This window comes from Streptomyces lusitanus (genome assembly GCF_042647945.1).
Taxonomy (GTDB): Bacteria; Actinomycetota; Actinomycetes; order Streptomycetales; family Streptomycetaceae; genus Streptomyces; species Streptomyces pseudogriseolus.
The window spans coordinates 667,741-694,314 of record NZ_JBHRWL010000007.1; the positions used below are offsets into that span (position 1 = coordinate 667,741).

Below are 26,574 nucleotides of genomic sequence, written 5' to 3' on the forward strand. Positions count from 1 at the left end.
GAAGCGACCTTGTCGAGGGGAGCACCGGCCGTGCGAGGTTCCTGGGTACCGAAGATCGCGTCCGCGCTTCTTCTGCTCGTCCTGTCGGCGCCCGCCCCGGCGGCGGCCCGTACGGCGGACCGCACGACCGTGCCGGCCGCGGACCCCGCTGCCGCGCCCGCCGACTGGACCCCGCCGCTCAGCACACGCGGACGCTGGATCGTCGACGCGAACGGCGACCGCTTCAAGCTGCGCTCCGGCAACTGGCACGGCGCCAGCGGCACATGGAACGGCAGCGGCAGCGCGGACGACGACGCCAGTCACCACGCGGGGGAGAACTCCCACCGCATCCCGCTCGGCCTCGACCGCGCCCCGATGACCGAGATCGTCGCGAGCTTCCAGGAGATCGGCATCAACAGCGTCCGGCTGCCCTTCTCCAACGAGATGATCCGCGACACCCGCCCGGTCACCGCCGGCGATGTCACCGCCAACCCCGGACTGGAGGGCAAGACGCCGCTCCAGGTGTACGACGCCGTGGTGCGCGCCCTCACCGACGCCGGTCTCGCCGTGATCCTCAACAACCACACCAACACCACCCGTTGGTGCTGCGGCGTCGACGGCAACGAACGCTGGAACGCGAGCCAGTCCGCCGACACCTGGGAGAACGACTGGCTGTTCATGGCCGGCCGCTACCGCGACAACCCGCGCGTGGTGGGCGCCGACCTCTACAACGAGGTCCGCCGCAGCGTCTGGGACGACCCCAACTGGGGCCTCGGCGACGGGCACGACTGGTTCGCCGCGAGCCAGAGGGCGGGCGACCGCATCCTCACCGAGGCCAACCCGAACCTGCTGATCATCGTCGAGGGCATCAACTGGACCGGCCTGCCGGTCGACGGCTTCCCGCACGGACGCCCCACCCTCGAACCCGTACGCGACCTGTCGCACACCCTCGTCGACTCCGGCAAACTCGTCTACTCCGCCCACTTCTACGGGTACACCGGCCCCCGCCACTCCGGCGCGACCGGCATCGGCGAGACCAGCGACCCGCGCTACCAGGACCTCACCCCCGCCGAACTCGTCGACGTGCTGAACCGCCAGGCGTTCTTCGTCACCGGTGACACGGACCGGCACTACACCGCCCCGGTGTGGGTCTCCGAGTTCGGCGTCGGCGGACGCGAGGAGACCGGCACGGCCCCGCGCGCATGGTTCGAGCGCTTCGTCGACCATCTGATCCGCACCGACGCCGACTTCGCGTACTGGCCCCTCGTCGGGTGGCACGAGAACCGCCGCGGCAACGGCTGGGCCCTGCTCCACTGGGACGCGGCCGGCCGGCGCACGGCCGTCCACGACGGCGACGACTGGCGGTCGGACGCCTGGCGACGCCTCGTCGAGACCCCCGGCCGCACCGGCCACGTCCCGCCGGTCACGGAGTGGGCGATGCTCAGCCCCGACCACGGCGACTTCGTGGCCTCACGCCGGATGCGCGCGCTGCCCGACTGGGACCCGGGCGCGCGCAAGGCGGCCTGCCCCGACGGACTGCGGCTGGCCGGACTGAGCCACACCGGCAACCGCGGCCTGTGCACCGACGCCGGCGCCGGCGCCCTGGACGACCCGGGCGGCGGACACGAGGTCGTCAAGGACGAGCGGCACGTCGCACCCGGCCGGGACTGGGCCTCCGGCTACACCAAACTGCAGTGCGCCGACGGCCACTTCCTCGCCGGATACAGCGTGCGCGGCGCCGCCGTCTCGGCCGCCCTGTGCCGGAAGGCCGCGCCCGGCACACTCACCGCCGCGGGCGGCCGCACCGTCTGGTTCGACCGCGGCGACAACCGGGGCACGGCACCCAAGGGCGGCGACTTCGCACGGGGCCACTACAAGGGCCAGTGCGCCGACGACGAGTACGCGGCGGGCATCGCCTGGACCGGCCGCATCGGCTCCGCCCGCACTCCGGACGCCTTGTACTGCCGCCCGCTGGGCTGAGGCGGCCCGTGCCGCTCGCGCCTCTGCCAGGATCAGCCAGTGCTGAGCGGGATGCGTCGGCGGCGGGCCGCCGTCTCAGGTGCGCCCGCCGCCCGGCCGCGCCGGCACCCCCGGCGTGCCGGTCGGGCGGGGGAGGAGGGTGCCGTCCACGTACAGGTCGACGTACTCGTTGTAGAACGCCGCGAGGCCCGCGATGCGGGAGACCTGGACGGTCGGGAAGCCGTACGTCCAGAGGATGTTCTCGTGCGGGCCGGTCCCGCCGTCGAAGGACCAGTAGCCGGTCGTCGTCCCCTTGTACGGGCACTGGGTGACATGGTCCGTGCGGCGCAGCAGTGGCCAGTTGATGTGGGCGCGGTCGAGGTAGTAGCGGGTCGGCAGGCCCGTCTCGAACAGCTTCACGCAGTGCGGCGCGTCGGCGAGGACCACCCCGTCGATCTCCACGCGCACCCGGCTGGAGGACCGCAGCGCGTCCACCCGGGCGTACGGGCTGCGCGGATGGACGTGGACCGGCTCGTCCTCCTCCAGCCACTCGTCGAGCGCGTCCCAGCGGAACCGGACCGTGCCCCGCACGGCTTCCGGCGCGCCGTCCTGCCACACCCAGGCCGCGCCCTCCCGCACCCCGTCGCGGACCCGCAGCGAGTGGCGGCGCGCGGGGCCCGCGCCGAGCCGCTCCGTCCGGTCGTCGTCGATCAGCGACGCCTCGACCAGGTCGTCGCGGGGCACGCAGTACTGCGGATAGGCCGGCCACTCCCACACGTACAGGGCGCGGCGGGTGTCGAACACGACGTGCCCGTCCACGAACCCGCGCAGCCGGCGCGGCACGGGCTCGACGTGCCCCACGGGGACGATCAGGCCCGGATGCAGGACGCTCTCGACGCCCATCGGCGGCCACCTCGATTCACTGGCCCGCGCGGCTCGGGGCCCGCAGGTCACGACGCCTCGGTTCGTGCCGCACGCTACCGCGTACACGGGGCGGGACGTGACAAGCCGGGCGTCCGTGTCACGGTGACACGGACGCCCGGCCTCGGGTGGGGGGGTACCCGAGCGTGAGGGCGTTACCCGAGCGTCAGGGCGTAGATCTGCACCCGCGGGTCGTTCCGCAGCCCGAGTGAGCGCACCGTCTTCGACGCGTCGAGCGCCACGGACGCGGCGAACAGACGCACCGGCGGCCCGTCCACACCCTGTCCCCGCTTGATCCGGTGCGGCATCTCCAGCGCCACGGAGCCGCCCGCGGGCGTGGAGCCCGCCCAGTCGCCCACGGTGACCGGGAGTTCGGCGGTGGTGCCGTCGGTGTAACGGACGGTGAGGTCCGTCGTCACCGGCCCGTGGTGGGACGCGCCGACCAGCCGCAGCGTGCCGTACGAACCGGCCGGCAGCAGCATGGCCTGGCCGCGCGCCTCGACGAAGTTCGCGGCCGTGCCGGACGGGTCGGGCGCCTGGTAGGTCACGCCGTCCCACACGACCGGACCCGCCGCGGGCAGCAGGTCACCGTCGTAGCTCCAGCCGCCGCCGTCGAAGTCGCCCTCGTCGGACGCCGCGACGGTCGCGGCGCCGTCGTGGTTCAGCTCCTTGCCGAGGTCGACGGCGCACATGTCACCGCCGTCCCCGGCGCAGCGCGCGGCCTCGCGCACCTCGACGGTGGCGACCCGCTCCACCGTCTTCACCCCGCCGGCGGACGCCGCGATCCGCATGGTGTACGTGCCCGGCGCGGTCCCGGCCGGCACGCGCACGTCCACCGTCGCGGTCCGCTGCACCGGCAGCCGGTGCGAGGCCAGCGTGAACGGACCGGACGACGTCACCGTCCAGCCGCGGGGCGCCTCGGCGGCGACCTTCACCCGCAGCGCGCCGGGCGCCTGGCCGAGCACGTCCAGCCGCAGCCGCACGTCCTGCGCGCTGTCCGAGGTCGGCACCACGTCGGCGGAGGTGCGCAGCGACGCGTCGAGGTGACGGCGGGAGTCGGCCGCCGCGCGGTTCACGGACGGCGGCTCGGCGCCCCTGCCGGTGCCCCACGCCGACGGCTTGTCGCCCATCTCGAAGGCGAGCTTGCCGCCCTTGGCGACCGCGTCCCAGTCCAGCCAGGTGGCGCGCAGGTTCTTCCCGCCGAACGTGGCCCGCTGGACGTACCGCCGGGTGTCGCTCGCCCCGGGCGCCGTCACGGTCAGGGTGCCGCCCTGCCGCTTCCCGTAGGCGCCGATGCGGATCTGCGCCGAGGGGAACTGCGGGGAGGACACGGCGAGGAAGTCACCGCCGTTCGTCGTCGGGTACAGACCCAGCGAGGAGAAGACGTACCAGGCAGACATGGTGCCCAGGTCGTCGTTGCCGGTCATCCCGTCAGGACCGTCCGTGAACAGGGTCATCGCCGCACGGGTCACGGTCGCCGTCTTCGCCGGCGCGCCCGCCCACAGATACATGTACGGCGCGTGCAGATCGGGCTCGTTGTTCGGGTTGTACGTCGGCTTGCCGTAGTAGTCGTACGGCGCGGAGATCCAGTCCTCACGGGCCGTCCTCGCCGGGTCCTTCAGCAGCTTGTCGTAGGCGAAGAAGGCGTCGAGCCGCTGCTCCGTCCTCTTCCGGCCGCCCATCAGCGACACCAGGCCGGCCGGGTCCTGGGGGACCAGCCACTGGTACTGGTAGGCGCCGCCCTCGTGGAACTGGTGCCCCGCCTCGACCGGGTCGTACGGCGTCACCCAGGTGCCCTCGGTGGTGCGGGGACGGAACTGCTGGATGGAGGAGTCCCACAGGTTCCGGTACCACTGCCCGCGCTCCGCGAACATCCGCGCGTCCGCCGAGCGGCCCAGCCCCTTCGCCATCAGGGCCAGCGACGCGTCCGCCGCCGCGTACTCCAGGGTCGCCGACGCCGGGTGCACGCAGTCGTTGTCACCGCCCTTGTCCGGGCAGTCCTCGCCCAGCTTCAGCCCGCTGGGCACATACCCGCGCTCCAGGTACTGCTCGATGCCGGCCCGCCCGTTGTAGGGCGAGTCGTCCGGCGGCGTCGACAGGGCGTTCTTGCGCAGCAGCGCGTACGCCTCCTGCTCATGACCGGCGAGCAGCCCCTTGGACCACGCCTCGACCAGGAACGGGGTCACCGGGTCACCCGTCATGATGTTGGTCTCGCTGTTGGCGAGCGACCAGCGCGGCAGCCAGCCGCCGTCCCGCCCGATCGCGACGACCGACAGCGCCACGTCCCGCGCGACCTTCGGCTCCAGCATCTGCAACAGCTGGTTCTGCGGCCGGTGCGTGTCCCACAACGACAGGTTCTGGTACGGCGTGAACCCGTCCGCCGTGTGCACCTTCCCGTCGAAGCCCGAGTACCGGCCGTCGACGTCACCGGCGAGGTTCGGGTGCAACTGCGCGTGGTACAGCGCCGAGTAGAACGCCCGCCGCCGCTCGGCGGACCCGCCGTCGATCTTCACCGTGGCCAGCTGCCGCTCCCAGGTGGCCTGCAACGCCTCCCGCGTGGCGTCGAAGTCGTACGAGTCCGCCGTCTCCGCCGCCAGGTTCTTCCGGGCGCCCTCGAGGCCCGTGTACGACAGCCCCACCTTGACGACCACGTCACGGTCGTCCTCGGCGTCGAACGTCACCCAGGCGCCGTTGCCGCCCTCACCGGCCGCGTCCCGCCCGCCCGGACTCCGCGTGGAGCCCCGCCAGGTGCCGTGCGAGGCGAAGGGACGGTCGAAGGCGGCGGTGAAGTACACCGTGTGCCGGTCCTTGCCGGCGCAGAAGTTGCCCGCCTCGACCCGGCCCTCGACGGTCCGGTCACCGACGACGTGCACCTCCGAGCTGTACACGCGCTGATTGGCCTTGCCCGTGTTGAACAGCACGTTGGCGCGGTCGGTCGCGGGGAAGGTGTAGCGCTGCCACCCGGTGCGCGCGGTGGCCGTCAGCTCGGCGTCGATGTCGTACGTCTTCAGCCCGACGCGGTAGTAGCCGGGTTCGGCCTTCTCGTCGTCGTGCGAGTACGTCGACCGGTACGCGTCGGGGTCCACGGTGTCGACCGCGCCGGTGGTGGGCATCAGCGGCAGCTCGCCCATGACGGAGCAGCCGACGCCGGAGAGATGGGTCTGGCTGAACCCGTGGATCTTGTTCTGCTGGTAGTCGTAACCGCCCTGGCCGCCGGTGTCCGGGCTGACCTGCACCATCCCGAAGGGGGCGCTGGCGCCGGGGAAGGTGTTGCCGAAGTTCTGCGTGCCGATGAACGGGTTGACCAGGGAGGTCAGTTGCCCGTCGGACGCGGACGCGGACGCCGACGACGGCTGGGCGAGGGCCGGCACGGGCGCGAGACCGGCCCCGGTGACGACCAGTGCGGCGAGGACGGTCGACGCTCGGTGGCGCCATCTGTGGAAGGGTGAATTCATGGGCAGCGGCTCCTGTTGCTCACCTGTCGCACCGGGCTGGACGGAAGCGGACTAGATCACGGGCCTGACATCGTTGTCAATACCCCTGACGCAAGGGGCAGCGCGGCGGTACGACGGGCCGCGGGACGGTGACACACGGGGGCCGCGGCGCGGCGACACGAAGGGGCCGCGGCGCGGCGACCACGGCGGGACGTCAGGCCGAGGGCGGGTCGACCAGGGTGACCTGCCGGAGCACCATCAGCGAGTCCTTCACGGTGGCGGCCATCGCGAAGGGGAACCGGTCCAACTCCAGGCAGAGCGCGACGTCCTCCGGGGTGGAGCCCTCACGCACACCCGTCCTCAGCTCGGCGACGGACCGGGACGCGCCGGCCCGCCGCAGGTACGGGGCAGCGTCGACCGCGTCCCCGCGGGCCCGCCCGGCGATGTACTCCGCACACGCCAGATCCTCCTCGGCGCGACCGCCCCCGCCGGTCACGACGAACGTCACCTCGCGCGGCGCACGCTCCCGCAACAGCCGGGCCGTCGCCCCCGCCACCACGAAGCTCGCGCACAGCACCAGCGAGGCGTCCTTCACCGCGAGGGCGCCGACGGTCCCCGCCGTGGTCTTCTGCACGACGGTGCGCCCGGCGAGGTCCGTGTCCCGCAGCAGGGCGGGGGAGTTGACCAGGTCGAAGCCGGGCGCGGGCGACCCGTCCTTGAGCGTGACCCAGCCGGGTTGCCGCGCCTTGAGCGCCAGGGCGTCCTCCAACGACTCGGCGAGGACGACCCGTTCGGCGCCTCGGGCGAACGCCCAGGCGGCCACGGTGTACGCCCGCATGACGTCCACCACCACGGCCACGTCCGGTACGTCGGTCAACTCGGGGATGCCGAGGAAGCGAGCTCGCATCCGGTCATGATGCGGCACGGTGAAAGCCGGACGCACGCGACTTTTCCGCCGACGGTGGACGGGGTCGACCGGTGTGCGACACACGGGTGTTCGCAGTATGAGGGACGGTGGCGGCAAGACGGCATGTCGGCGCCCGCCCGCGTGCGAGGATGCCGTGTGTGACCGGATTGTCTGCCTCGCCCGTCGCCGAGGACACCGCCCACCGCCCCGGTCTGGGGCCCCGCCTCGCCGCCGTCCTGGTGTTCGGAGCCTCGGCGGCGGTGCTGGTCGTCGAGATCGTCGCCCTGCGTCTGCTGGCCCCGTACCTGGGCCTCACCCTGGAGACCAGCACCCTGGTGATCGGCATCGCCCTCACGGCGATCGCGCTCGGCTCCTGGCTGGGCGGGCGCGTCGCCGACCAGGTCGACCCGCTGCGGCTCCTCGCGCCCGCCCTCGGCATCCCGGGCGTGGTCGTGGCCCTCACCCCGGCCGTGCTGCGCGGCGTCGGGGAGTGGGCGCGGCCGGCGCTGATCCTGGTCGCGGCGCTGACCATCCTGGTGCCGGGCGCGCTGCTGTCCGCGGTCACGCCCCTGGTGACCAAGGTGCGGCTCACCAGCCTCGCCGAGACCGGCACGGTCGTCGGCCGGCTGTCGGGCGTCGGCACCGTGGGCTCCATCGTCGGCACGGTCCTCACCGGCTTCGTGCTCCTGTCGCGGCTGCCGGTCAGCGGCATCCTGTTCGGCCTCGGCGCGCTGCTGGTGATCGCCTCGGTGGCGGTCGGCCTGCGGATGCGCGGCCGGAGCGGCGCCGCGCCCGCCCTGGCCCTCGCCCTGGCGGCGGGCGGTCTGGCCGCCTCGGTCGCGCCGGGCGGCTGCGACGTCGAGACCCGGTACCACTGCGCCGACGTCGTCGCCGACCCCGACCGCGCCGGCGGCCGTACGCTCGTGCTGGACGGCGTCCGGCACTCCTACGTCGACGCCGGCGACCCGGCCCACCTGGAGTTCACCTACGTCAAGGCCGTCGCGTCGGTCGCCGACGCCGCGTTCCCGAAGGGCAGCCCGCTCACCGCCCACCACCTGGGCGGCGGCGGCCTCACCCTGCCCCGCTACCTCGCGGCCACCCGCCCCGGCACGCGCAGCACGGTGTCCGAGATCGACGACGGCGTCGTACGCATCGACCGCGAACGGCTCGGCCTGCGCCCGCGGGCCGGCGTCGACGTACGCACCGAGGACGGCAGGCTGGGGCTGCGACGCCTGGACACCGGCTCGCTCGACCTCGTCGTGGGCGACGCCTTCGGCGGTGTCAGCGTGCCCTGGCACCTCACCACCGTGGAGGCGCTGACCGAGGTACGGCGCGTGCTCGCCCGTGACGGCCTCTACGTCGTCAACCTCATCGACCACGGCGAACAGGCCTTCGCGAAGGCCGAACTGGCCACGCTTCGCGAGGTCTTCGGCCACGTCGCCCTTCTCGGCGAACCCGTCGACATCGGCCTCGCCCGCTCCGGCGCCCCCGCGGGCGGCAACGTCGTGGCCGTCGCCTCGGACCGCCCCGTCGACCTGACCGCGGTCCGGATGGCCCTCGACGCCCGCCGCACCGGCTGGACGACCGCCACCGGCGACACCCTCGCCGCCTGGACCGCCGGCGCCCCCGTCCTCACCGACGACTACGCCCCCGTCGACCAGCTCCTCCAGCCCTACGCCTCCCCGAGCCGCCGCTGACCGGCGCGTGTCGTTTCCGTCCAAGACGGCCGCCCGCGCGCCCTCTACGGTGAAGGCGTCAATCCGGCGGTCCTGAGGAGGAGGCGCGGCATGCGGAAACTGGTGTACACGGGGTTCATGTCCCTGGACGGCGTCGTGGACTCGCCCGGCGGAGGGCCGGGGGAGGAGCACCGCAGCGGCGGCTGGGTGTTCAAGGACCTGGAGTTCGTCGAGGAGGCCTGGTCGCTGAAGGGCGAGGAGCTGGCCGACACGACGGCGCTGATGTTCGGGCGCCGGAGCTACGAGGCGTTCGCGCCGGTCTGGCCCGGCTCCGAGGACCACGCCGCCTACCGCGACCTGCCGAAGTACGTGGTGTCGTCCACGCTCTCCGAGGACGCCCTGACCGACGGCTGGGGCCCGACGACGATCCTGCGCTCCACCGACGACGTCGCCGCGCTGAAGGAGGGCGAGGGCGGAGCGGTCTACCTCCACGGCAGTGCGGAACTGGCCCGGCGGCTGTCGGACGCCGGCCTGATCGACCAGTACAACCTGCTGATGTTCCCCGTGCTGCTCGGCGCCGGGAAGAGCCTGTTCGGGCGCGCCGACCGGGACAAGCAGATGCTCGCCCTGAGGGAGTCGGAGACCTACTCCAACGGCATCGTCAAGCTCGTCTACGACGTCAGGCGCTGATCCACGTCGAGCGCGATCGCCCCTCCGGCGCCCGCGCGCAGCTCACCCGCCGTGCGCCCGACGTACGTCCGCAGCGCCCGGGCCAGATGCGGCTCGTCGAAGTAGTCCAGCTTCGCGACGACATCGGCCGCCGGTTCGCCGGCGGCCAGCATCCGCGCCGCCGTGCGTGCCCGCTCGATCTGCCGTACGGCACCCTGCGTGAGCCCCGTCGCGGACCGGAAGCGCCGTTCGACGGTCCGCGGCGAGACGGCGGGACGATGGCCGCGGAGCACGTCGGCGACAAGGGGATCACGGCCGATCACCCCGGCCCGCACCAGCCGGTCGACCAGCGCCTCCGCGTCGTCGGGACCCGGGGTCTCCCAGCGTGCCCCGTCCAGCCGGAACGTCCGGCGCGAGGTGTCGGGGAGCGCGACCCCGCCGTCGAGCAGCTCCGCCGTCGGCGCCATCCGCAGCGAGGCGCCCACGGCGAAGTCGATCCCCGTGAACACGGCCCCCTCCGGCACGGGCGCCCGGCCGGTCCGCGTCTCCGGTCCCGTGACCGCCGCGTACGCCGTCCCGTCCTGCCGCCAGAAGACCAGCCCCAGCCGCGCCGCGGCGACGGACGTCATGGTGGTGACGCGCTCGCTGGTGCACGTCCACACGGAGTCGACCCACGGCGAGTCGGACCCGCGCGTCTCGAACTGCAGTCCCACGCCGTCAGAATACGCGCGACCAGCCACCACGACCCCGGTGGCCGCCCCTCAGGCAAGCCCCTCCGCCACCAGCCCCTTCAGTACCGCCTCCCCCAGCGTCTCCACCGCGGAGCGAGGCCGCACCATCACGGTGACCTCCGTGATCCGCCCGTCCTCGTCGAAGTGCAGCAGATCGATCCCGTGGATCTCCTTCCCGCCCACGGTCGCCCGGAAGACCAGCACCGCCGACGGCAGCGTCACCCCCTCCGCGCTGGTCTGCGCCGCCCCGCTGTACTCGCCGACGTACCGGAAGTCCTCGAACGTCCGCAGCAGCACGCCGAACAGGCCCTTGACCATCGCCTTGCCCTCGAACGGCGTGAACTTCACCGGGCTGTAGAGACGGATGTCCTCGGTGAACAGATCGTCCAGCGCCGCCAGATCACGAGCGTCGACGGCTGCACGGAAACGGTCCACGGTGTCCACGGACGCCACCACCTTCGTAGTCATGGATGTGAGTAGTCAGAATGATGACTATCATGGGTGGTGCGCAAGCCGACAGAGGCGGGACAGCCGCAGGCGGAAAGGGATCGCATGGCACTCAAGCACGCCGTACTGGCCGCTTTGCTCGACGGCGAGCTCAGCGGCTACCAGCTGGCCAAGGCGTTCGACGTCGGCGTGGCCAACTTCTGGTACGCCCAGCCGCAGCAGCTGTACGCCGAGCTGACCCGGCTGGAGCAGCAGGGCCTCGTCGCGGGCCGGGAGGTCGTGCAGGAGAGCCGTCCCAACAAGCGGCTGTTCCATGTCACCGACGCCGGCCTGGCCGAGCTGGAGGCCTTCACCGCCGCCTCCACCAAGCCCGTCTTCGTCCGCGACGACCTCATGGTCAAGGTCCAGGCGGCCGACAGCGTCCACACCGCCACCCTCGTCGACCAGCTCACCGAGCGCGCCGAGATCGCCCGCGCCCGGGTCGAGCTGTTCGAGGCGCTGCTCCGGCGCCTGCGCGGCGACCGCAGCGAGGAGGACTTCCTCCGCCACGGTGACCGCATCGGCCCCTATCTGACGTGTCTGCGCGGCGTGGCCTTCGAGCAGGAGAACCGCGACTGGTGCCTGCGGACCGTCGCCGTACTGGAAGAGAGGCGGCGCACCCGTGCCCGGAACTGAGACGGCCTACCTCCGCTACGTCGCCCTCGGCGACAGTCAGACCGAGGGCGTCGGCGACGGCGACGACGTCACCGGCCTGCGCGGCTTCGCCGACCGCCTCGCCGAGCACCTGGCCCGGCACGAACCGGCCCTCCAGTACGCCAACCTGGCCGTACGCGGCCGCCTCGCCGCCCAGATCCACACCGAGCAGCTCGCCCCCGCCCTCGCGCTGCGGCCCGACCTCGCCACCGTCGTCGCCGGTGTCAACGACCTGCTGAGACCCGGCTTCGACGCCGACGAGGTCTGCGCTCACCTGGACGCCATGTTCGGGGCGCTCACCGAACAGGGCGCCCAGGTCGCCACGATCACCGTCCCGGACCTCTCCCGCGTCTGCCCCGTCGCACGCCCCCTGGTCCCGCGCGTCACCGCCCTCAACGAGGGCATACGCCGTACCGCGCGCCGCCACGGGGTGATCGTCGCGGAGACGGCCCTTCACCCGGTCGCGGGCGACCCCCGCCTGTGGAGCCCCGACCGTCTCCACGCCGGCCCGCTGGGCCACGAACGCATCGCCGCTGCCCTCGCCCACGCCCTGCGGCTGCCGGGCAGCGACGATGCCTGGACCCACCCCCTTCCGCCGCAGGCCCTGCCCACCGGCCTGCGCGCCGTCGGCGCCGAACTCCGCTGGCTGGCGGGGTTCCTGGGCCCCTGGCTGCTCCGCCGCCTGAGGGGCAGGTCGTCCGGCGACGGCCGCACCGCCAAACGCCCGCTGCTCCGCCCGGTACTGGACGACCGCCGCCCCGTGACGGACGGCTGACGCGCGGCACACCCGACCTCATGTCCGCGCGGCGGGTTCCGCCGTGCCGACCAGTGCCCGGGTGAACGGATGCCGGGGACTGTCCAGAACCGCCGGCGCAGGCCCCTCCTCGACGACCTCGCCCCCGTCGAGGACGGCGATTCGGTGCGCGAGGCCGGCGGTGGCGAGGTCGTGGGTGATCAGGACCAGCGCCAGGTCGCCCTGCTCACGCACCAGTTGAGTCAGGGTCCCCAGGATGTCCCCGCGCGTGACCGTGTCGAGGCCCGACGTGATCTCGTCGCACAGCAGTACACGGGGGCGGGCCAGCAGGGCGCGGGCGAGCGCGGCACGCTGGAGTTCGCCCCCGGACAGCTCGCCGGGCCGGCCCCGCACCAGATCCTCCGGCAGGCCAAGGCGGGCCAGGACGCTCAGCGCCTCCCGCCGCGCCGCCTCCGCGTCGATTCCGCGCAGACGTACGGCGGTGCGGGCCACCTGCTCCACCACCTGCCGATGCGCGTCGAACGCGGGGTGCGCGTCCTGGAACACGTACTGCACGGACGCCAGTTGCGCACGGGTGCGCCGGCGCACGCTGCGGGGCAGCACCGTGTCGTCGAGGCGGACCTCGCCGTCGTGATCGCGGTGCAGTCCGGCGAGACACCGCGCGAGGGTCGTCTTGCCGCTGCCGGACCGGCCGACCACGGCCAGACACTCCCCGGCGCGCAGATCGAGCGCGGGAACACGCAGCACGACCGCCTCCGACCGGGAACCGGCCCCGTGCCGAGCCACCAGGTCGCGCACCCGCACCACCGGACGCCGTGACCGCGCGACATCGTCGAACGGCACCACCTTCCGCTCCGAGCCGAGCAGTTCCCGTGTCCACGGATGGCTTGGCGCGGCCCACAGCCGCTCCACGGGTCCCGACTCGACCACCCGCCCCGCCCGCATCACCACCACCTCGTCGGCGAGCTCCCGCACGACGTCCAGGTCATGGCTGAGCAGCACCACGGCGATCCCACGCGCCGTGAGAGCCGCGAACTGCTCGACCACCCGGCGTTTGGTCAGGCCGTCCTGCCCCGTCGTCGGCTCGTCGGCCACCACGACCCGGGAGCCGAGCAGCAACGCCTGGGCGAGCACGACACGTTGCTGCTGGCCTCCCGACAACTGGTGCGGATACCGCCGCAACAGACCTTCCGCGCCCTCCAGGCGCGCGTCCTCCAGCGCCCGCACCACCAGCGCACGCGCCGCCGCTCGCCGCTTGCCACGCGGCAGATGCCGCACCTTCGGCCGGGCGACGTCGGTCAGCAGGGCGTCGATCCGGCGAGCCGGCGCCAGCACGCCCGCCGGATGCTGAGGGACGTACCCCACCGGCCCTCCGGTGGTCACCCGCACCCGTCCGCCCACCCGCGCGCCGTACGGATACTCCCCGAGCAGCGCGAGCCCCGTCGTCGTCTTGCCGCTTCCGGACGCCCCCACCAGCGCCGTGACCCGGCCCGGCAGCACCCGGAAGGAGACCCCGTCCACGATCGCCCGCCCTTCGATCTCCACCCGCAGATCGCGCACCTCGACCACGGGCCCTCCACCCGTGCCGTTCTCACCCTCCTCGACCACGGGCCCCTCACCCAGGACGTTCTCACCTTCCACGGACACGCCCCTTCTCCCTTACAGCCCGGGCCCGGACACGGCCCCGCCCCTCCAGCACCGCGTCGAACAGCAGGTTGGTGCCCGTGGTGAGGGCGACGATCAGCAGGGCGGGCACGACCACGGCCCACGGCTGCACGAACAGGCCGGTGCGGTTCCGGTCGACCATCACCGCCCAGTCGGCGGCGTCGGGCGCCACCCCCACACCGAGGAACGCCGCCGTGGCGACCAGATACAGCACCCCGGTCAGCCGGGTGCCGGCATCGGCGGCCAGGGTGCGCAGCATCGAGCGCACGACGTGCCCGACCGCGATCCGCCACCACGTCTCGCCCTGCATCCGCAGGGCCTCCACGGCAGGGCGCGCCGCGATCTCCGTGGCCGCGGCGCGCACCAGCCGGGCCGCGTCGGGCACGTTGACCACCGCGACCAGCAGAGCCAGCCCGACGGCCCCCGGCGCGAACACGGTGGCCGCCAGCAGGATCATCAGCAGCGACGGCACGGCGAGCAGCACGTCCAGCGGCCGCATCAGCGCCTCCTCCACCAGGCGCCGGCGGGTGAGCGCGGCGGCCAGTCCCAGCGGCAGCGCCACCAGATAGGCCAGGGCGGTGGCCGCGAGCGCCGTCAGCACCACCGGCCGCCCGCCGTGCAGCACCTGGTACCAGACGTCCCGCCCCACGAAGTCCCTGCCGAACCCAAACGTCCCGCCCTCGGCGAACGAGCCGTCCCGCGACGGCGCTTCACCCGCGACAACCGGTCCGAGCAGCGCGATCACCACCGGCACGGCCACCACCGTGACCCCCAGGACGAACCGGCCCGTGCGTGCCCTCACGCCGCCACCCCCGCCCGCGGGGCGAGCCGGTGCGCCACCACGTCCGCCCCCAAATTCAGTACGACCGTGACCACGCCGAACACCACCGCGAGCCCCTGCACCACCGGCACGTCACGCTCGCCCACCGCCCCGAGCAGCACGGTGCCGAGCCCCGGGACCACGAACAGCGTCTCCACCACCACGACCCCGCACAGCAGCCAGTCGATCGTCCGCGCCAGCTGCTGCACGGCGGGCGCGAGAGCATGCGGCAGCGCGTGCAGCCGGCGCACCCGGGCGCCGGGGACCCCGCACCGCAAAGCGTGCGCCACGTACGGGGACGCCAGCGCGTCGATCATGCCCGCGCGCACCAGGCGGACCAGCGAGCACACGGGCCGGGCCAGCAGGACCAGGACGGGCAGGACGAGCACGCCCGGATGCGCGAGCAGGTCGGTGCCGTGACCGACCGCCGTCGGCGGCAGCCAGCCCAGCCGCAGCGCGAACACCGTGACCAGCAGCACCCCCAGGGCGAACTCGGGCACCGCGTACACCGCGAGCGTCACCGAGCTGATCAGCCGGTCCACGAGGCGCCCCTCGTACCGAGCGGCCAGCACGCCCAGTCCGACGCCCGCCGGCACCAGCAGCACCACCGTGAGCGCGGCCAGCAGCAGGGTGGGGCCGAAGCCGTCGGCGAGGTACCCCGCCACCGGACGCCCGGACGTCAGCGAGGTGCCCAGGTCACCGTGGAGCAGGCCCGCCGCCCAGTCCGCCAGCCGCTCCCACGCCGGCCGGTCCAGCTCCATCGCCGTGCGGATCGCCTCGACACGCGCCGGGTCCGGCTGGTCACCGGCGAGGGCGACGGCCGCGTCACCCGGCAGCGCCTCGGTGAGCGCGAAGACCAGCAGCACCACGGCCACGATCTGCACGGCCCCGAGCAGCAGCCGCCGGGCGACGAACGAGCGCAGTCCGCTCACGCGAGCCACACCTTGTCGAAGCGCGCCCAGTCCAGGGTGTTGGCGGGCGCGTCCGCCTCGACACCTCGTACCCTGCGGGCCGTTCCGATGATCCAGTCGGCGAACCCCCACACCAGGAACCCGCCCTCCGCGTACAGCCGGCGCTGCATCCGCCCGTACACGGAGGCGCGGTCGGCCTTGTCGGGAGTGGACTGCGCCTGCCGGTACAGCGCGTCGAAGTCCCGGTGCCGCCAGTGGGTGGCGTTGGTCGTGGAGTCGGTGAGCAGCCGCTGCGAGATGTGCGCCTCGATCGGCATGGCCCCGGAGCGGTAGCAGCACAGGGCGCCGCCGTCGAGGATGTCGCTCCAGTACGAGTCCTTGCTGCCCATCCGCACGTCCACCGTGACGCCCGCCTTCCGCGCCTGGTCACGGAAGACGCTCGCCGCCTCGGTGAACCCGGCGGCGACGGCCGAGGTGTCCAGCGTGACGCGCAGATCCTCGGCGCCGGCCCGCTTGAGCAGGAACCGCGCCTGCTCCACGTCCTGCGCACGCTGCGGCAGCCCGTCGGCGTAGTACTCGTACCCCTTGCCGAACAGGTCGTTGCCCGTCTCACCCGCGCCGGCCAGCGCGGCGTCGACCAGCTCCTCCCGGTCGGCGATCAGGAAGAACGCCCGCCGCACCCGCACGTCGTCGAAGGGAGGCCGGTCGGTCTTCATGCAGAACGCCTGCATGGCGCTGTTCCGCAGCCGCACGATGCCGATCTGCCCCTTGCCCTCATGGGCGCGGGCCGTCGTCGGGTTCAGCTCGTGCGCGTACTCGACCTGCCCGCCGAGCAGCGCGTTGACGCGCGCCGACTCCTCGTTGGCGACGACGAACTCGAGCTCGTCCAGGTACGGCGCGCCGTCCCAGTGGTCGTCGTAGCGGCGGAAGACCGCCGAGCGGCCCGGCGCGAACGACACGAACCGGAACGGGCCGGAGCCCACGGGGTTCGCGTCGAAGTCGTCGGCGTGCGCGGGCACGACGTACGCGCCGAACGCGGCCAGCACATTGGGGAACTCGGCGGTGGGCCGCTTGAGCACGAACTCGACCGACCGCCGGCCCGTGGCCCGGCTCGCGCCCAGGTCGACGGGCTCCAGCGAGGCCTTGGCGCGGAACGCCTCCCTCGGATCGGCGATACGGCGGTAACTGTGCAGCACGTCCTCGGCGGTGACCGGACGGCCGTCGTGGAAGGTCGCCTCCCGCAGCGTCACCTGCCAGCGGTCCAGCGTCCGGTTCGGCTCCCAGCGTTCCGCGAGGCGCGGGCGGGCGGCCAGGTCGGGGCCGTGGTCGGCGAGCTTGTCGAACAGCGCCTTCGCGCGGGCGGCGTCGGCGAACAGGTTGGCCCGGTGCGGGTCGAGCGTCTCGCTCGCACCGCCGCCCGCGAACGCGGCACGCAGCCGTCCGCCGCGCTGCGGCGTGCCGCCCGCCTTGGGATCACCGCCGTCACCGGAGTCGCCGCACCCGGCCAGCGACAACGCCCCGAGCGAGGCGGCGCCGGTGGCGGCGAGGAAGCCGCGGCGGCGCAGTCCCGCGAAGCGACCGTCGGAGGGCAGGGGAGGAACGGAGTCGTCGTGCATGAGGGAGTCCTTCTGTCGGTAGGAAAGCGAGACACGGATGTCAGGGCCGGGCGAGCCGGGCCACGACGTGCAGCCGGTCGGCATCGGCGGTGCGGCCGGGCGGAAGCCCTTCGCGCCAGGGCGGTTCGGTGCGCGGTCCGGGCCCGTCGTGCAGCTCCAGCACCTCGAACCCGTGCGTCGTCAGGAAGTGGCGCAACTCCTGCGGGAACAACAGCCGCCAGGCGGACCGCTCCTCGACCGGCGGGGCACCGTCGCCCGCGCTCCACACCCGCACCCGGCGCAGAAGCTGCGCCGTACGGTCCACCGTGAGCGTGGTGACGGACCGGTGCACGACGCCCTGCCGGACGAACTCGGCGTGGACGGGAGCGTCGAGAAGGTCCGTGCGGCCCAGGAAGTACGCGCCGTTGCGCATCTCCGCCACCAGCAGACCGCCGGGGCTCAGCGCGCGCCGGCAGCTGGACAGGAAGCGGTCGAGCTGCTCGTTGGTGTGGCAGTACAGCAGCGCGCTGTCCAGGCACACGACGGCGTCGAACGCCTCCGTACCGACGTCATATCCGTGCAGGTCGGCCCGTATGTACTCCGGCCCCGGATGGTGGGTGCGGGCGTACGCGAGCATCGGCTCGGACAGGTCGGCCGCGGTCACCCGGCGGCCCGCCGTGTGCAGATGGGCGGCGTCGCGGCCGGTGCCGCAGCCCATGTCCAGCACACGCGGTCCGGCGCCGTGCCGGCGCAGACAGTCCTCCGCCCACCGCCCGGCGAGCCGCCCGGGATCGGGGAAGCGGGCCTCGTACAGCTCGGGACGGTCCGTGAGAAGAGTGCCGGCAGGCGGACTCGCTTCACGGGCAGGCGGCCCGGCTTCGGCACTCATGCGGCTGTCCCCTCGCCCCGTACGATCGCCCGCACGGCCCGCGGCCCCGACGTCGCCGGCAGCGACCCCAGCCGCCGCAGCCACGCCACGCCGAGCGCCGACACCAGCCCGAACAGGGCGCAGCACGCCCACGGCAGCCACGCCGTCCCGCCCCGTCCACCGGCGTCCATGGCCCACCCGACGACGGTGTTGCCCACCGCCGCCGCGACACCCGACACGACGTAGAACACCCCGAAGTAGCTGCCGGTGAGCCCGGCCCGGCCGTAGGCGGGGATCAACTCCATCACGAACGGCTGCGCCACCATCACCCCCACGCTCAGCAGCAGCGCGCCGGCCAGCACGGGCAGCACACGCAGCACCCCGTCCACCACGCCGTCCGGTCCACCCGAGCCGCCCGCCGTCAGCGCCGGCGGCAGGAACGCCACCGCCGTCAGACCGAGCCCGGTGACGATCCAGCGCCCTCGCTGCCCGCGCCTCTTCAGGGCGCGGGTGACCCGTAGTTGCAGGGTCAGATGGGCGAGCGTGCCGACGAGCAGCACGAGACCCGCGGCGCCGTCCCAGCCGGTGGCCTGCCGCGCGCCGTCGGGCAGCAGCAGATACAGCTGGCTCTCCAGGGTGAACATGCCGACCATGGCGAGCGAGAACGCCAGGAACGGCCGGTTCCCCGCCACCTCCCGCCAGTCGGCCGGCACCGAACCGCCGGCGCGCCGCCGCGTCCCGCGGGCGGGCAGCACCAGCACCTGGGCGACGGTGAGAACGGCGAAGATCCCGGCGGCCGTCAGCGCCGACGTGCGGAAGTCCACCAGCAGCAGTGCGCTGCCCAGCAGCGGCCCGGCCAGCGCGCCGGCCGCCGCGAACATGCCGAACAGGGCGAACGCCTCCGCCGTGCGCCCGTCCGCCTCCTCGGCGAGGTAGGCGCGCACGGCGGGGTTGAACAACGCCCCCGCGAAGCCGCTGAGCACGGAGGCGGCCACCAGCACCACCAGGTCGTCCCCGAACGCGAACAGCGCGAACCCCAGGGTGCGCAGCGCGCATCCGGCGATGATGACGCCCCGCGCGCCGAGCCGGTCCGCGGCGGACCCCCCGACCACGAACAGGCCCTGCTGACTGAGGGTGCGCGCCCCCAGAACCGCGCCGACGACGGCGGCCGACATGCCGAGGTCCTCGGTGAGGTGGGTGGCGAGGTAGGGGATGAGCAGGTAGAAGCCGGTGTTCACACCGAACTGGTTGACCAGCAGCAGCTGGACGGCCGGCGGGAAGCGGCGTATCTCGTGCCAGGCCGTCACCGTGCCCCCACCGCCGTCCGGCGCTTCCCGCGCACGACGCGCGGCTCGACTCCCAGCCCGGGCAGCCCGCTCGTCGTCACGTACCCGTCCTCGCCGCCGATGCCGGTCCAGGGGTCGTGGGCGAGCAGCAGATGGCCGTCGAGGTCCCTCCAGCGGGCCGTCCCGGCCAGATGCACCGCGGGCGCGAGACCGAGGCTGCTGGCGGTCAGACAGCCCAGCATCAGCGCGGTGCCGCTGCCCGCGACCGTCTCCGCGATACGCAGCGCGGCCTGCACACCGCCGCACTTGGCGAGCTTGACGTTGACGCCGTGGACGCGTCCGGCGAGCCGGCGTACGTCCTCGAGACCGACCGCGTCCTCGTCGGCGATCACCGGCAGGGGCGAGCGCGCGGCCAGCGCGGCCAGCCCTTCGGGATCGCCGGGGACCACGGGCTGCTCGACGGCCTCGACACCGAGCTCGGCGAAACGGGGCAGCAACGCCTGTGCCTGGCGGGGCGTCCAGGCGCCGTTCGGGTCGAGCAGCAGGCGGGCGCCGGGCGCCGCGTCCCGCACGACCCGCAGCCGCTCGACGTCCTCCTCCGGGTCGGGCAGCCCCGCCTTCACCTTGAGGACCTCGAACCCGCACGCCGTGAACGCGCGTGCCTGAGCAGCCGCGTTGAGGGCGGAGGTGATGCCGATCGTGCGGGCGGTGGCGGCCACCGGAGCCTCCGGGAGCCCGAGGAGCCGGTGCACCGGGCGGCCCGCGCGGATGCCGACGAGGTCGAGCAGCGCCGCCTCCACGGCGGCCCGCACGGCCGGGGGAGCGGTGCCGCCCGCCAGTTCGCCCGCACGCAGCGCCTCCAGGGCGGCGGCGGGGTCCGGGAAGCGGCGCAACTCCCGGGAGGCGTCGGCGAAGCAGCGGCGCAGCGTCGCCGCGTCCAGGCCGTAGTGGACGCTGGTGACGGCCTCGCCGTGACCGGTGACACCGTCGTGCTCCACGCTCAGCCACACGGCGTCACGGGCGGCCATGACGGAACGGGATATGCGCAGCGGCTCGGTGAGTTCGAGCCGCACGGTGCGCGTGGCGGCCTTCACGTGGTCCTCCTCGCAGCGGGTGCGGTCTTCAGCGGATCGGTGACGCGGGTGCAGCGCACCCAGCCGGTGGCCTCGGCCGCGCGCGGGTGCGGGATCTCCACGGGCCGGGTGGCCGCGGCGGTGACGTCGAGGCCGTGCGCGGCGGTGAAGTCGTCGTCGTAGACGGTGCCGAGATAGCGGTGCGGGCCGTCGGGGAAGACGGCGGCGACGACCGCGCCCGGGTGGACGCGGGCCGCCCAGGCGGCGACCCGGGCCGCGGCGCCGGTGCTCCAGCCGCCGGAGACGAAGCTCTCGCGGGCGAGCCGCCGGCAGCTGTCCACCGCCTCCGCCGGCCCGACCCAGTGCACCTCGTCGAACGCGTCGTAACGGACGTTGCGCGGGTGGATGCTGCTGCCCAGCCCGCGCATCAGCCGTGTCCGGGCCGGCTGTCCGAAGATCGTGGAGCCGGTGGCGTCCACGCCGATCAGCCGCAGCCCGGGCCAGTGCCGGCGCAGCGGACCGACGATGCCGGCGCTGTGCCCTCCGGTGCCCACACTGCACACCAGGATGTCCAGATGGTCCAGCTGCACGGCGAGTTCGGCGGCGAGAGAGGCGTAACCGGCGCTGTTGCCCGGGTTGTTGTACTGGTCGGGCCAGTACGCGCCGGGCAGCTCCGCCAGCACCTCCCGCAGCCGGGCCAGCCGCGCGGCCTGCCAGCCGCCCCGCGCGGCCGGACGGTCCACGATCTCCAGCCGCACCCCGTGGGCGCGCAGCAACCGCCGCATCGACGGCTCCAGTTCGCTGTCGCACACCAGGACGACGGGATGGCCGAGGGCCTGTCCGGCGAAGGCGAGTCCGAGGCCGAGCGTGCCGGACGTCGACTCCACCACGGGGGCGCCCGGACGCAGCGCGCCCCGCTCACGGGCGTCCAGCAGCATCGACACGGCGGGCCGCGCCTTCATACCGCCGGCCGCGAGCCCTTCGAGCTTCGCCCAGAACCCCGGGTGCGGATCCGGCAGCCCGGCCGTCACCCGCACGACGGGAGTACGCCCCAGCAGGGACAGCAGCTCCGGACGCGCGACCGGCCTGGCGAGGGGAGCGACGGCGGCCGTCACCGCACACCCCCCTGGTACAGATGCAGCGTGCTCGGACCGCCGTCCAGCCAGAAGAAGGGATACGGCTCCGCGCACACCGCGCTCACCCCGTGCCCCAGCAGCCGGGGCAGGACGGCGCTGCCCGACTGGGCGAACATCACCAGCTGCTTGCCGTGCTCCAGCGCGTGCCGCCGCAACGGCTCGAACGTCCCGTTGCCCAGCGTCATCCCGGACACCAGCAGCGCGTCGCACCGGTGCGCCCCGGCGAGCGCGTCACCGGCGACCGCCTCGCCCCACTCGGTGACCCCGCCCTTGAAGTCGCACGGCACGTACGCCAGTCGGCGCGCACGCAGTGCCTCCAGCAGGGAGTTGACCACCCCGACCACCAACACCGTGGCTCCCGGCGGCAGATGCAGCAGCCCGACGACCGCCCGCGCCCGCGCACGGGACTTCTCCAGCGAGGTCCCGGCGGGCACCCGCACGGGCCGGGCCCCGTGCGCCGGGGTGTGCGGAGCGACGTGCATCAGGTAGGCGTCCAGCGCGGCCACCCGCACCGGCTCCAGCGGATGGTCCAGCAGCCGCTCCACTTCCGCGCCGGCGCACTCCTCGACCACGCCGTCGGCCGTCGCGCCGGGCTCCACCGCGCAGCTGCCGACGGCCGCGCCGACCCGCAGCCCCAGCACCTCGTTCCGGTACCCGGTGCCCCGCCCGTCGTGCCGTACGGCCTGCCGGGTCGTGAACGCCACGGCCACCCGCAGCCCCGCCGGGTGGGGGCCGAGCTCCCCGCCCCGGGCCCGCGCCAGCAGCGTCTCGTACGTCAGCGTGCCGGCGGACGCCGGGCGGACGGCGGTCATCGGATCACCAGCCCCGACCGCAGGGCCGCGAGCAGACCCTCGACCCGCTCGCGGGCCCCCGCCCCCTCGGTGTCGCCCACCATGACGTGCCCGAGGTACTCGTTGTTGCTGCCCGCCGCCCGCACCTGCCTGCCGGGTTCGGCGAGCTCCGCCTCCAGCACGTCCGGCGCGCCGCGCAGCCCGGAGCCGTCCAGGGCGGCGAGCGTCCCCGTGGCCTCCGGCACGAGGAACCCGACGGCGGCGGACCGCAGTCCGGTGTCCGTGCGCCGCAGGTCGGGCGCCCGGCCCAGCGAGACGTCGACGAACGCCGCGACGAGGTCGACGCCGGTGACACGGCGGACGAGTTCGGTGATGCGGTTGCCGGCGGGCCGCGGATTGACCTCGACCACGCGCGGCCCGGCCGACGTCAGCTTGATCTCCGTGTGCGCCACGACCCCGTCGGTGAGCCCCAGGGCCGTGAGCGCGTCCACCGCGGTCCGTACGACGTCCTCCGTCTCGGCGTCGGACAGCGCGGCCGGGAACATGTGGCCGGTCTCGATGAACGCGGGCGCGCCGCCGATGCTCTTGTCGGTCACCCCGACCACCCGCACCGCACCCGCGTGGGACACGGTCTCGACACTCACCTCCGGTCCGTCCAGCAGCTCCTCAAGCAGCACCGCCGGAGCGCGCCGCTGACCCCGCGCGTTGACCGGGAAGTCGCCCATCTCACGTACGGCGGCGGCGAGTTGCCCGTCGTCGTCCACGCGCCGTACGAACATCCCCGCGCACAGGTCGACGGGCTTGACGACCAGCGGATAGCCGATGTCCCGGGCGGCCGCGCCCAGTTCGGCCCGGTCCTCGTGGACGGCGAACCGGGGACCCGGCACGCCGGCCTTCTCCAGCACGCGGCGGGTGGTGTCCTTGCGGCAGGCGTTCCGCACGGCCTCGGGATCCGGCGCGGGGAGGCCGAGCCGCTCGGCGGCCAGCGCCGCCGTCGGCAGGTAGTAGTCGCAGGACGTGAGCACCCCGTCGAACCCGAGGACCTCGTGCAGCCGCTCCACGTACGGCAGCAGGGACACGGGGTCGTTGGTGTCCGCCGTGACCACGTCGCGCGCCCCGAGCAGCGGATGCGCCGCGCCCTCGGGCGCCGTACGCAGGTAGTGGTGCAGGTCGCGGGTGAGGAAGGTGAAGGTGTGCCCGGCCTCCTGTATCGCCCGTGGCAGCAGCCTGCTCATCGATCCGACCCAGCTCTCGACCACCAGCAGATGAGCCACAACTCCCCTTTTCACGCCATGTCTTGAGGCCGCCATTGCGGCGACGGGCAGCCCGGGAAGACCCCTCTGGTGAGGGGCCGGGCCGCGCGCAACACACGATAACGGTAATCATTTTCAATGTCAGCCGTCGAGGGGGTGCGTGCGCTCCGCGGAAACGAGAACGGCGGCGGACGGCCGGGTCGGGCGTGTGCCCCGACCCGGCCGTCCGCCGCCGGGCGGATCAGTCCGTGCGCCCGCGCAGCAGCGCGAGCTCGTGGTTCAGCTCGGTGAGGAAGCGGATCACCACGCGCAGTTCCTCGGTCGTGAAGCGCTCGCGGGCCGTGTCGGTGCTGTGGGCGAGCGGCCGGAAGTACTCCCGCGCCAGGCCCCTGGCCCGGTCCTCGTACTCCAGGTGCACCACGCGGCGGTCGTCGGCCGCCCGTACCCGCCGGATGTGCCCCGCCCGCTCCAGCCGGTCCAGGCATGCCGTCATCGCGCCGGAGGTGAGGTTGAGCTGCTTGCGCAGACGGCCGGGCGTCATGGGCGTGTCGGGTCCGCCGCCGTCGAGGATCGCGATCAGGGCGAGCATGTCGGTGTGGTGCAGACCGTGCGCCTGGGCGAACTCCTGGACGATGCGGTTGAACTCGCCGGTCATCCTGCGCAGTTGCACGGCGAATGACTGCAGCCCGGTCGGGCACTCCTCCGGCGGAGGAGGTGCGGAGGTTTGTGAGCCGCTCATGCGGCCAGTATAAGATCACTCGATGATTGAGATAATCGACCGTTGACATAAAAGCTCGCGTCACTCCGCGCCATCTCGTGTCAGTCCGCGTCATAGGGATCCACATGACAACCGCACCACGCCGGGCCCGCTGGCTCGTCCCGCTCGCTCTGTTGATCGTCTGGCTCGGCGTGGGCGGCACGCTCGGCCCCTACGCGGGGAAGCTGGGCGAGGTCGCCACCAACGACCAGGCCTCCTTCCTGCCCCGCAGCGCCGAGTCCACGCGGGTCCTCGACGAGCGCAAGGCGTTCGACCAGCAGGAGACGCTGCCCGCGATCGTCGTGTGGACCGCGGACGGCGAACGCGTCACCGACGCCCAGACCGCGGCCGCCACCCGCGCCGTCGCCGGGCTCGCCGGCAGGCCCGGCGTCGTCGGGGACCCCTCGCCGGCCTTCCCCTCCAAGGATGGCGAGGCCCTGCAATCGGTGGTCCAGGTGGAACCCGACCTCGGCGACGGACTGGCCGACGTCATCGACGAGGTGCGCGAGGCCGCGGGCACCGTCGACGGCACCACGGCCGAGGTCGCGGGCCCCGCGGCCAGCCAGGTCGACCTGTCCGACGCCTTCGCCGGCATCGACGGACTGCTGCTCGGCGTGGCCCTCGCCGCCGTGCTGCTCATCCTGCTGCTCGTCCACCGCAGCGTCCTGCTGCCCCTCGTCATCATCCTCGGCTCCGTCTTCGCCCTCGGCCTGGCCTGCGCCATCGTGTACGTCCTCGCCGACCACGACGTGGTGCGCGTCGACGGCCAGGTCCAGGGCATCCTGTCCATCCTCGTGATCGGCGCCGCCACCGACTACGCCCTGCTCCTCGCCGCCCGCTTCCGCGAGGAACTCGCCGTACGCGGCGACCGGTTCGCCGCCGCGCTCGCCGCCGTACGCCGCTCCTTCGGCGCCGTCACCGCCAGCGCCGCCACCGTCGCCCTCGGCCTGCTGACCCTGCTCGCCAGCGACCTCACCAACAACCGCGCCCTCGGCCCGGTCGGCGCCATCGGCATCGTGTGCTCGGTGCTCTCCGCGCTCACCTTCCTGCCGGCCGCCCTCGCCCTGCTCGGCCGCGTCGCCTACTGGCCCGCGAAGCCCAAGGCGGCGGACGCCACCGTCGAGGGGCACCGCGTGTGGCGCCGCGTCGCCGCGACGGTCGACCGTAAGCCGCGCCGCGTGTGGGCGGCGACCGCGCTGATCCTGGCCGTCTTCGCGGCCTTCTCCCCGTCCCTGTCCGCCAAGGGCACCCCGCTCGACGAGATCTTCGTCAACGACGCGCCGTCGGTCGCCGCCCAGAAGACGCTCGGCGAGCACTTCCCCGGCGGGTCCGGCAACCCGGCCGTCGTCCTCGCGAACGCCGACCGCCTCGACGAGGTCACGGCGGCCGCCAACAGGACCGAGGGGGTGGCCTCCGCCGCCCCGGTCTCCGCCTCCGGACGGCCCGGCGGCGGGGAGCCCCTGGTCGTCGACGGGCGGGTGCGCGTCGACGCCACACTGGAGGCCGCGGCCGACAGCGACGCCGCGAAGCGGGCCGTCGAGCGACTTCGGGAGAACCTGCACGGCGTCCCCGGCGCCGACGCGCTCGTCGGCGGCTACACCGCCCAGCAGGTCGACACCCAGCAGACCGCCTCCGACGACCGCACACTGATCGTGCCGATCGTCCTCGCCGTGATCCTGCTGATCCTCGTCCTGCTGCTGCGGTCCGTGCTCGTGCCCGTCCTGCTGGTCGCGACCGTGGCGCTCAACTTCCTCGCCACCCTCGGCGTCTCCACGCTGGTCTTCGAGCACCTCTTCGGCTTCAGCGGCACGGACGCGTCGGTCCCGCTGTACGGCTTCGTGTTCCTGGTCGCCCTGGGCGTCGACTACAACATCTTCCTGATGTCCCGGGTCCGCGAGGAGGCGCTGACGCACGGCACCCGCCAGGGCGTGCTGCGCGGCCTCACCACCACCGGCGGCGTCATCACCTCAGCCGGCGTGGTGCTCGCCGCGACCTTCGCCGCGCTGATGGTGATCCCTCTGGCCTTCCTCGTTCAGATCGCCTTCATCGTCGCCTTCGGCGTCCTCCTCGACACCCTGGTCGTCCGCTCCCTGCTGGTCCCGGCCCTGGTGATCGACATCGGCCCCAAGGCCTGGTGGCCGGGCTCCCTGTCCCGCCCCACGCCGGAGAAGAAGGACACGCCGGCTTCCGAGCGCGCCTGACGCGCAGGTCCGTGGCGGCCGGTGAGGAGGGCGGTTGTCGGAGCGGTG

The 26,574-nt window shown here is 73.7% G+C and carries 22 protein-coding genes; 6 read left to right on the plus strand and 16 right to left on the minus strand.

The genetic code is table 11. The features are described 5' to 3' along the window. The first annotated feature begins 30 nt into the window (after positions 1-30). Positions 31-1,959, plus strand: coding sequence for a glycoside hydrolase family 5 protein (locus ACFOSY_RS14910; RefSeq protein ID WP_394307276.1), 1,929 nt, complete (start codon positions 31-33; stop codon positions 1,957-1,959). Between the two features lie 75 nt (positions 1,960-2,034). On the opposite strand, the gene ACFOSY_RS14915 is transcribed toward ACFOSY_RS14910, so the two are convergent. From ACFOSY_RS14915 to ACFOSY_RS14925, 3 genes are all read right to left on the minus strand, one after another. Next, a complete protein-coding gene (locus ACFOSY_RS14915; protein WP_394307277.1) occupies positions 2,035-2,841 on the minus strand; it encodes a DUF427 domain-containing protein in 807 nt (268 codons plus the stop codon). 173 nt (positions 2,842-3,014) lie between these two features. Next, on the minus strand, positions 3,015-6,314 hold the full coding sequence (locus ACFOSY_RS14920; protein WP_394307278.1) for a GH92 family glycosyl hydrolase: 3,300 nt from the start codon (positions 6,312-6,314) through the stop codon (positions 3,015-3,017). 193 nt (positions 6,315-6,507) lie between these two features. Continuing rightward, on the minus strand, positions 6,508-7,200 hold the full coding sequence (locus ACFOSY_RS14925; RefSeq protein WP_394307279.1) for a 2-phosphosulfolactate phosphatase: 693 nt from the start codon (positions 7,198-7,200) through the stop codon (positions 6,508-6,510). 149 nt (positions 7,201-7,349) lie between these two features. Between ACFOSY_RS14925 and ACFOSY_RS14930 the strand changes: the two genes are divergently transcribed. Beyond that, entirely contained in the window at positions 7,350-8,897 is a 1,548-nt protein-coding gene (locus ACFOSY_RS14930; protein ID WP_394307280.1) for a fused MFS/spermidine synthase, read from the plus strand. A 90-nt stretch (positions 8,898-8,987) separates the two neighbouring features. Continuing rightward, positions 8,988-9,566, plus strand: a complete 579-nt coding sequence (locus ACFOSY_RS14935) for a dihydrofolate reductase family protein (RefSeq protein WP_394307281.1) — start codon at positions 8,988-8,990, stop codon at positions 9,564-9,566. On the opposite strand, the gene ACFOSY_RS14940 is transcribed toward ACFOSY_RS14935, so the two are convergent. Both ACFOSY_RS14940 and ACFOSY_RS14945 read right to left on the minus strand, forming a co-directional pair. After that, on the minus strand, positions 9,548-10,258 hold the full coding sequence (locus ACFOSY_RS14940; RefSeq protein ID WP_394307282.1) for a helix-turn-helix domain-containing protein: 711 nt from the start codon (positions 10,256-10,258) through the stop codon (positions 9,548-9,550). The genes ACFOSY_RS14935 and ACFOSY_RS14940 overlap by 19 nt on opposite strands. Positions 10,259-10,306: 48 nt before the next feature. Further along, positions 10,307-10,744, minus strand: a complete 438-nt coding sequence (locus ACFOSY_RS14945) for a nuclear transport factor 2 family protein (protein WP_394307283.1) — start codon at positions 10,742-10,744, stop codon at positions 10,307-10,309. An 84-nt stretch (positions 10,745-10,828) separates the two neighbouring features. Between ACFOSY_RS14945 and ACFOSY_RS14950 the strand changes: the two genes are divergently transcribed. Both ACFOSY_RS14950 and ACFOSY_RS14955 read left to right on the plus strand, forming a co-directional pair. Continuing rightward, positions 10,829-11,398: a PadR family transcriptional regulator gene (locus ACFOSY_RS14950; RefSeq protein WP_394307284.1), complete on the plus strand. Its 570-nt coding sequence runs from the start codon at positions 10,829-10,831 to the stop codon at positions 11,396-11,398. Further along, positions 11,385-12,191 (plus strand): SGNH/GDSL hydrolase family protein, encoded by an 807-nt coding sequence (locus ACFOSY_RS14955; protein ID WP_394307285.1) that lies wholly within the window; start codon positions 11,385-11,387, stop codon positions 12,189-12,191. Before ACFOSY_RS14950 ends, ACFOSY_RS14955 begins: the two co-directional genes overlap by 14 nt. An 18-nt stretch (positions 12,192-12,209) precedes the next feature. Here the strand turns inward: ACFOSY_RS14955 and ACFOSY_RS14960 are convergent, their stop codons facing one another. The 11 genes from ACFOSY_RS14960 to ACFOSY_RS15010 all read right to left on the minus strand — a co-directional run bounded on the left by ACFOSY_RS14960 (position 12,210) and on the right by ACFOSY_RS15010 (position 24,223). Then, positions 12,210-13,778, minus strand: coding sequence for an ABC transporter ATP-binding protein (locus tag ACFOSY_RS14960; protein WP_394307365.1), 1,569 nt, complete (start codon positions 13,776-13,778; stop codon positions 12,210-12,212). 22 nt (positions 13,779-13,800) lie between these two features. Next, positions 13,801-14,637, minus strand: a complete 837-nt coding sequence (locus tag ACFOSY_RS14965; RefSeq protein WP_394307286.1) for an ABC transporter permease — start codon at positions 14,635-14,637, stop codon at positions 13,801-13,803. Beyond that, positions 14,634-15,587 (minus strand): ABC transporter permease, encoded by a 954-nt coding sequence (locus ACFOSY_RS14970; RefSeq protein WP_394307287.1) that lies wholly within the window; start codon positions 15,585-15,587, stop codon positions 14,634-14,636. Before ACFOSY_RS14970 ends, ACFOSY_RS14965 begins: the two co-directional genes overlap by 4 nt. After that, positions 15,584-17,182 (minus strand): ABC transporter substrate-binding protein, encoded by a 1,599-nt coding sequence (locus ACFOSY_RS14975; RefSeq protein WP_394307288.1) that lies wholly within the window; start codon positions 17,180-17,182, stop codon positions 15,584-15,586. The genes ACFOSY_RS14970 and ACFOSY_RS14975 overlap by 4 nt, the downstream gene beginning before the upstream one ends. Before the next feature lie 40 nt (positions 17,183-17,222). Then, positions 17,223-18,050, minus strand: coding sequence for a class I SAM-dependent DNA methyltransferase (locus tag ACFOSY_RS14980; protein ID WP_394307289.1), 828 nt, complete (start codon positions 18,048-18,050; stop codon positions 17,223-17,225). Beyond that, a complete protein-coding gene (locus ACFOSY_RS14985) occupies positions 18,047-19,336 on the minus strand; it encodes an MFS transporter (protein ID WP_394307290.1) in 1,290 nt (429 codons plus the stop codon). The genes ACFOSY_RS14980 and ACFOSY_RS14985 overlap by 4 nt, the downstream gene beginning before the upstream one ends. After that, positions 19,333-20,409: a dipeptide epimerase gene (locus ACFOSY_RS14990; protein ID WP_394307291.1), complete on the minus strand. Its 1,077-nt coding sequence runs from the start codon at positions 20,407-20,409 to the stop codon at positions 19,333-19,335. The genes ACFOSY_RS14985 and ACFOSY_RS14990 overlap by 4 nt, the downstream gene beginning before the upstream one ends. Next, positions 20,406-21,503 carry a PLP-dependent cysteine synthase family protein gene (locus ACFOSY_RS14995; protein WP_394307292.1) on the minus strand — a complete coding sequence of 366 codons (1,098 nt, stop codon included), beginning with the start codon at positions 21,501-21,503 and terminating at the stop codon, positions 20,406-20,408. The genes ACFOSY_RS14990 and ACFOSY_RS14995 overlap by 4 nt, the downstream gene beginning before the upstream one ends. Further along, positions 21,500-22,336, minus strand: a complete 837-nt coding sequence (locus tag ACFOSY_RS15000) for a hypothetical protein (protein ID WP_394307293.1) — start codon at positions 22,334-22,336, stop codon at positions 21,500-21,502. The genes ACFOSY_RS14995 and ACFOSY_RS15000 overlap by 4 nt, the downstream gene beginning before the upstream one ends. After that, positions 22,333-23,589 carry an ATP-grasp domain-containing protein gene (locus ACFOSY_RS15005; RefSeq protein WP_394307294.1) on the minus strand — a complete coding sequence of 419 codons (1,257 nt, stop codon included), beginning with the start codon at positions 23,587-23,589 and terminating at the stop codon, positions 22,333-22,335. The genes ACFOSY_RS15000 and ACFOSY_RS15005 overlap by 4 nt, the downstream gene beginning before the upstream one ends. Positions 23,590-23,809: 220 nt before the next feature. Then, on the minus strand, positions 23,810-24,223 hold the full coding sequence (locus ACFOSY_RS15010; protein WP_394307366.1) for a MarR family winged helix-turn-helix transcriptional regulator: 414 nt from the start codon (positions 24,221-24,223) through the stop codon (positions 23,810-23,812). A 188-nt stretch (positions 24,224-24,411) separates the two neighbouring features. On the opposite strand from ACFOSY_RS15010, the gene ACFOSY_RS15015 reads away from it, so the two are divergent. Continuing rightward, positions 24,412-26,526 carry an MMPL family transporter gene (locus ACFOSY_RS15015; protein WP_394307295.1) on the plus strand — a complete coding sequence of 705 codons (2,115 nt, stop codon included), beginning with the start codon at positions 24,412-24,414 and terminating at the stop codon, positions 26,524-26,526. Positions 26,527-26,574: the final 48 nt, after the last annotated feature.

Bases quoted from the DNA above. Each gene is read 5' to 3' on its own strand.
- ACFOSY_RS14945 (WP_394307283.1), bottom strand. From the start codon at position 10,744: ATGACTACGAAGGTGGTGGCGTCCGTGGACACCGTGGACCGTTTCCGT.
- ACFOSY_RS15010 (WP_394307366.1), bottom strand. From the start codon at position 24,223: ATGACCGGCGAGTTCAACCGCATCGTCCAGGAGTTCGCCCAGGCGCAC.
- ACFOSY_RS14925 (WP_394307279.1), bottom strand. From the start codon at position 7,200: ATGCGAGCTCGCTTCCTCGGCATCCCCGAGTTGACCGACGTACCGGAC.
- ACFOSY_RS14915 (WP_394307277.1), bottom strand. From the start codon at position 2,841: ATGGGCGTCGAGAGCGTCCTGCATCCGGGCCTGATCGTCCCCGTGGGG.
- ACFOSY_RS14935 (WP_394307281.1), top strand. From the start codon at position 8,988: ATGCGGAAACTGGTGTACACGGGGTTCATGTCCCTGGACGGCGTCGTG.
- ACFOSY_RS15000 (WP_394307293.1), bottom strand. From the start codon at position 22,336: ATGACCGCCGTCCGCCCGGCGTCCGCCGGCACGCTGACGTACGAGACG.
- ACFOSY_RS14920 (WP_394307278.1), bottom strand. From the start codon at position 6,314: ATGAATTCACCCTTCCACAGATGGCGCCACCGAGCGTCGACCGTCCTC.
- ACFOSY_RS14980 (WP_394307289.1), bottom strand. From the start codon at position 18,050: ATGAGTGCCGAAGCCGGGCCGCCTGCCCGTGAAGCGAGTCCGCCTGCC.
- ACFOSY_RS14930 (WP_394307280.1), top strand. From the start codon at position 7,350: ATGCCGTGTGTGACCGGATTGTCTGCCTCGCCCGTCGCCGAGGACACC.
- ACFOSY_RS14950 (WP_394307284.1), top strand. From the start codon at position 10,829: ATGGCACTCAAGCACGCCGTACTGGCCGCTTTGCTCGACGGCGAGCTC.
- ACFOSY_RS14975 (WP_394307288.1), bottom strand. From the start codon at position 17,182: ATGCACGACGACTCCGTTCCTCCCCTGCCCTCCGACGGTCGCTTCGCG.
- ACFOSY_RS15015 (WP_394307295.1), top strand. From the start codon at position 24,412: ATGACAACCGCACCACGCCGGGCCCGCTGGCTCGTCCCGCTCGCTCTG.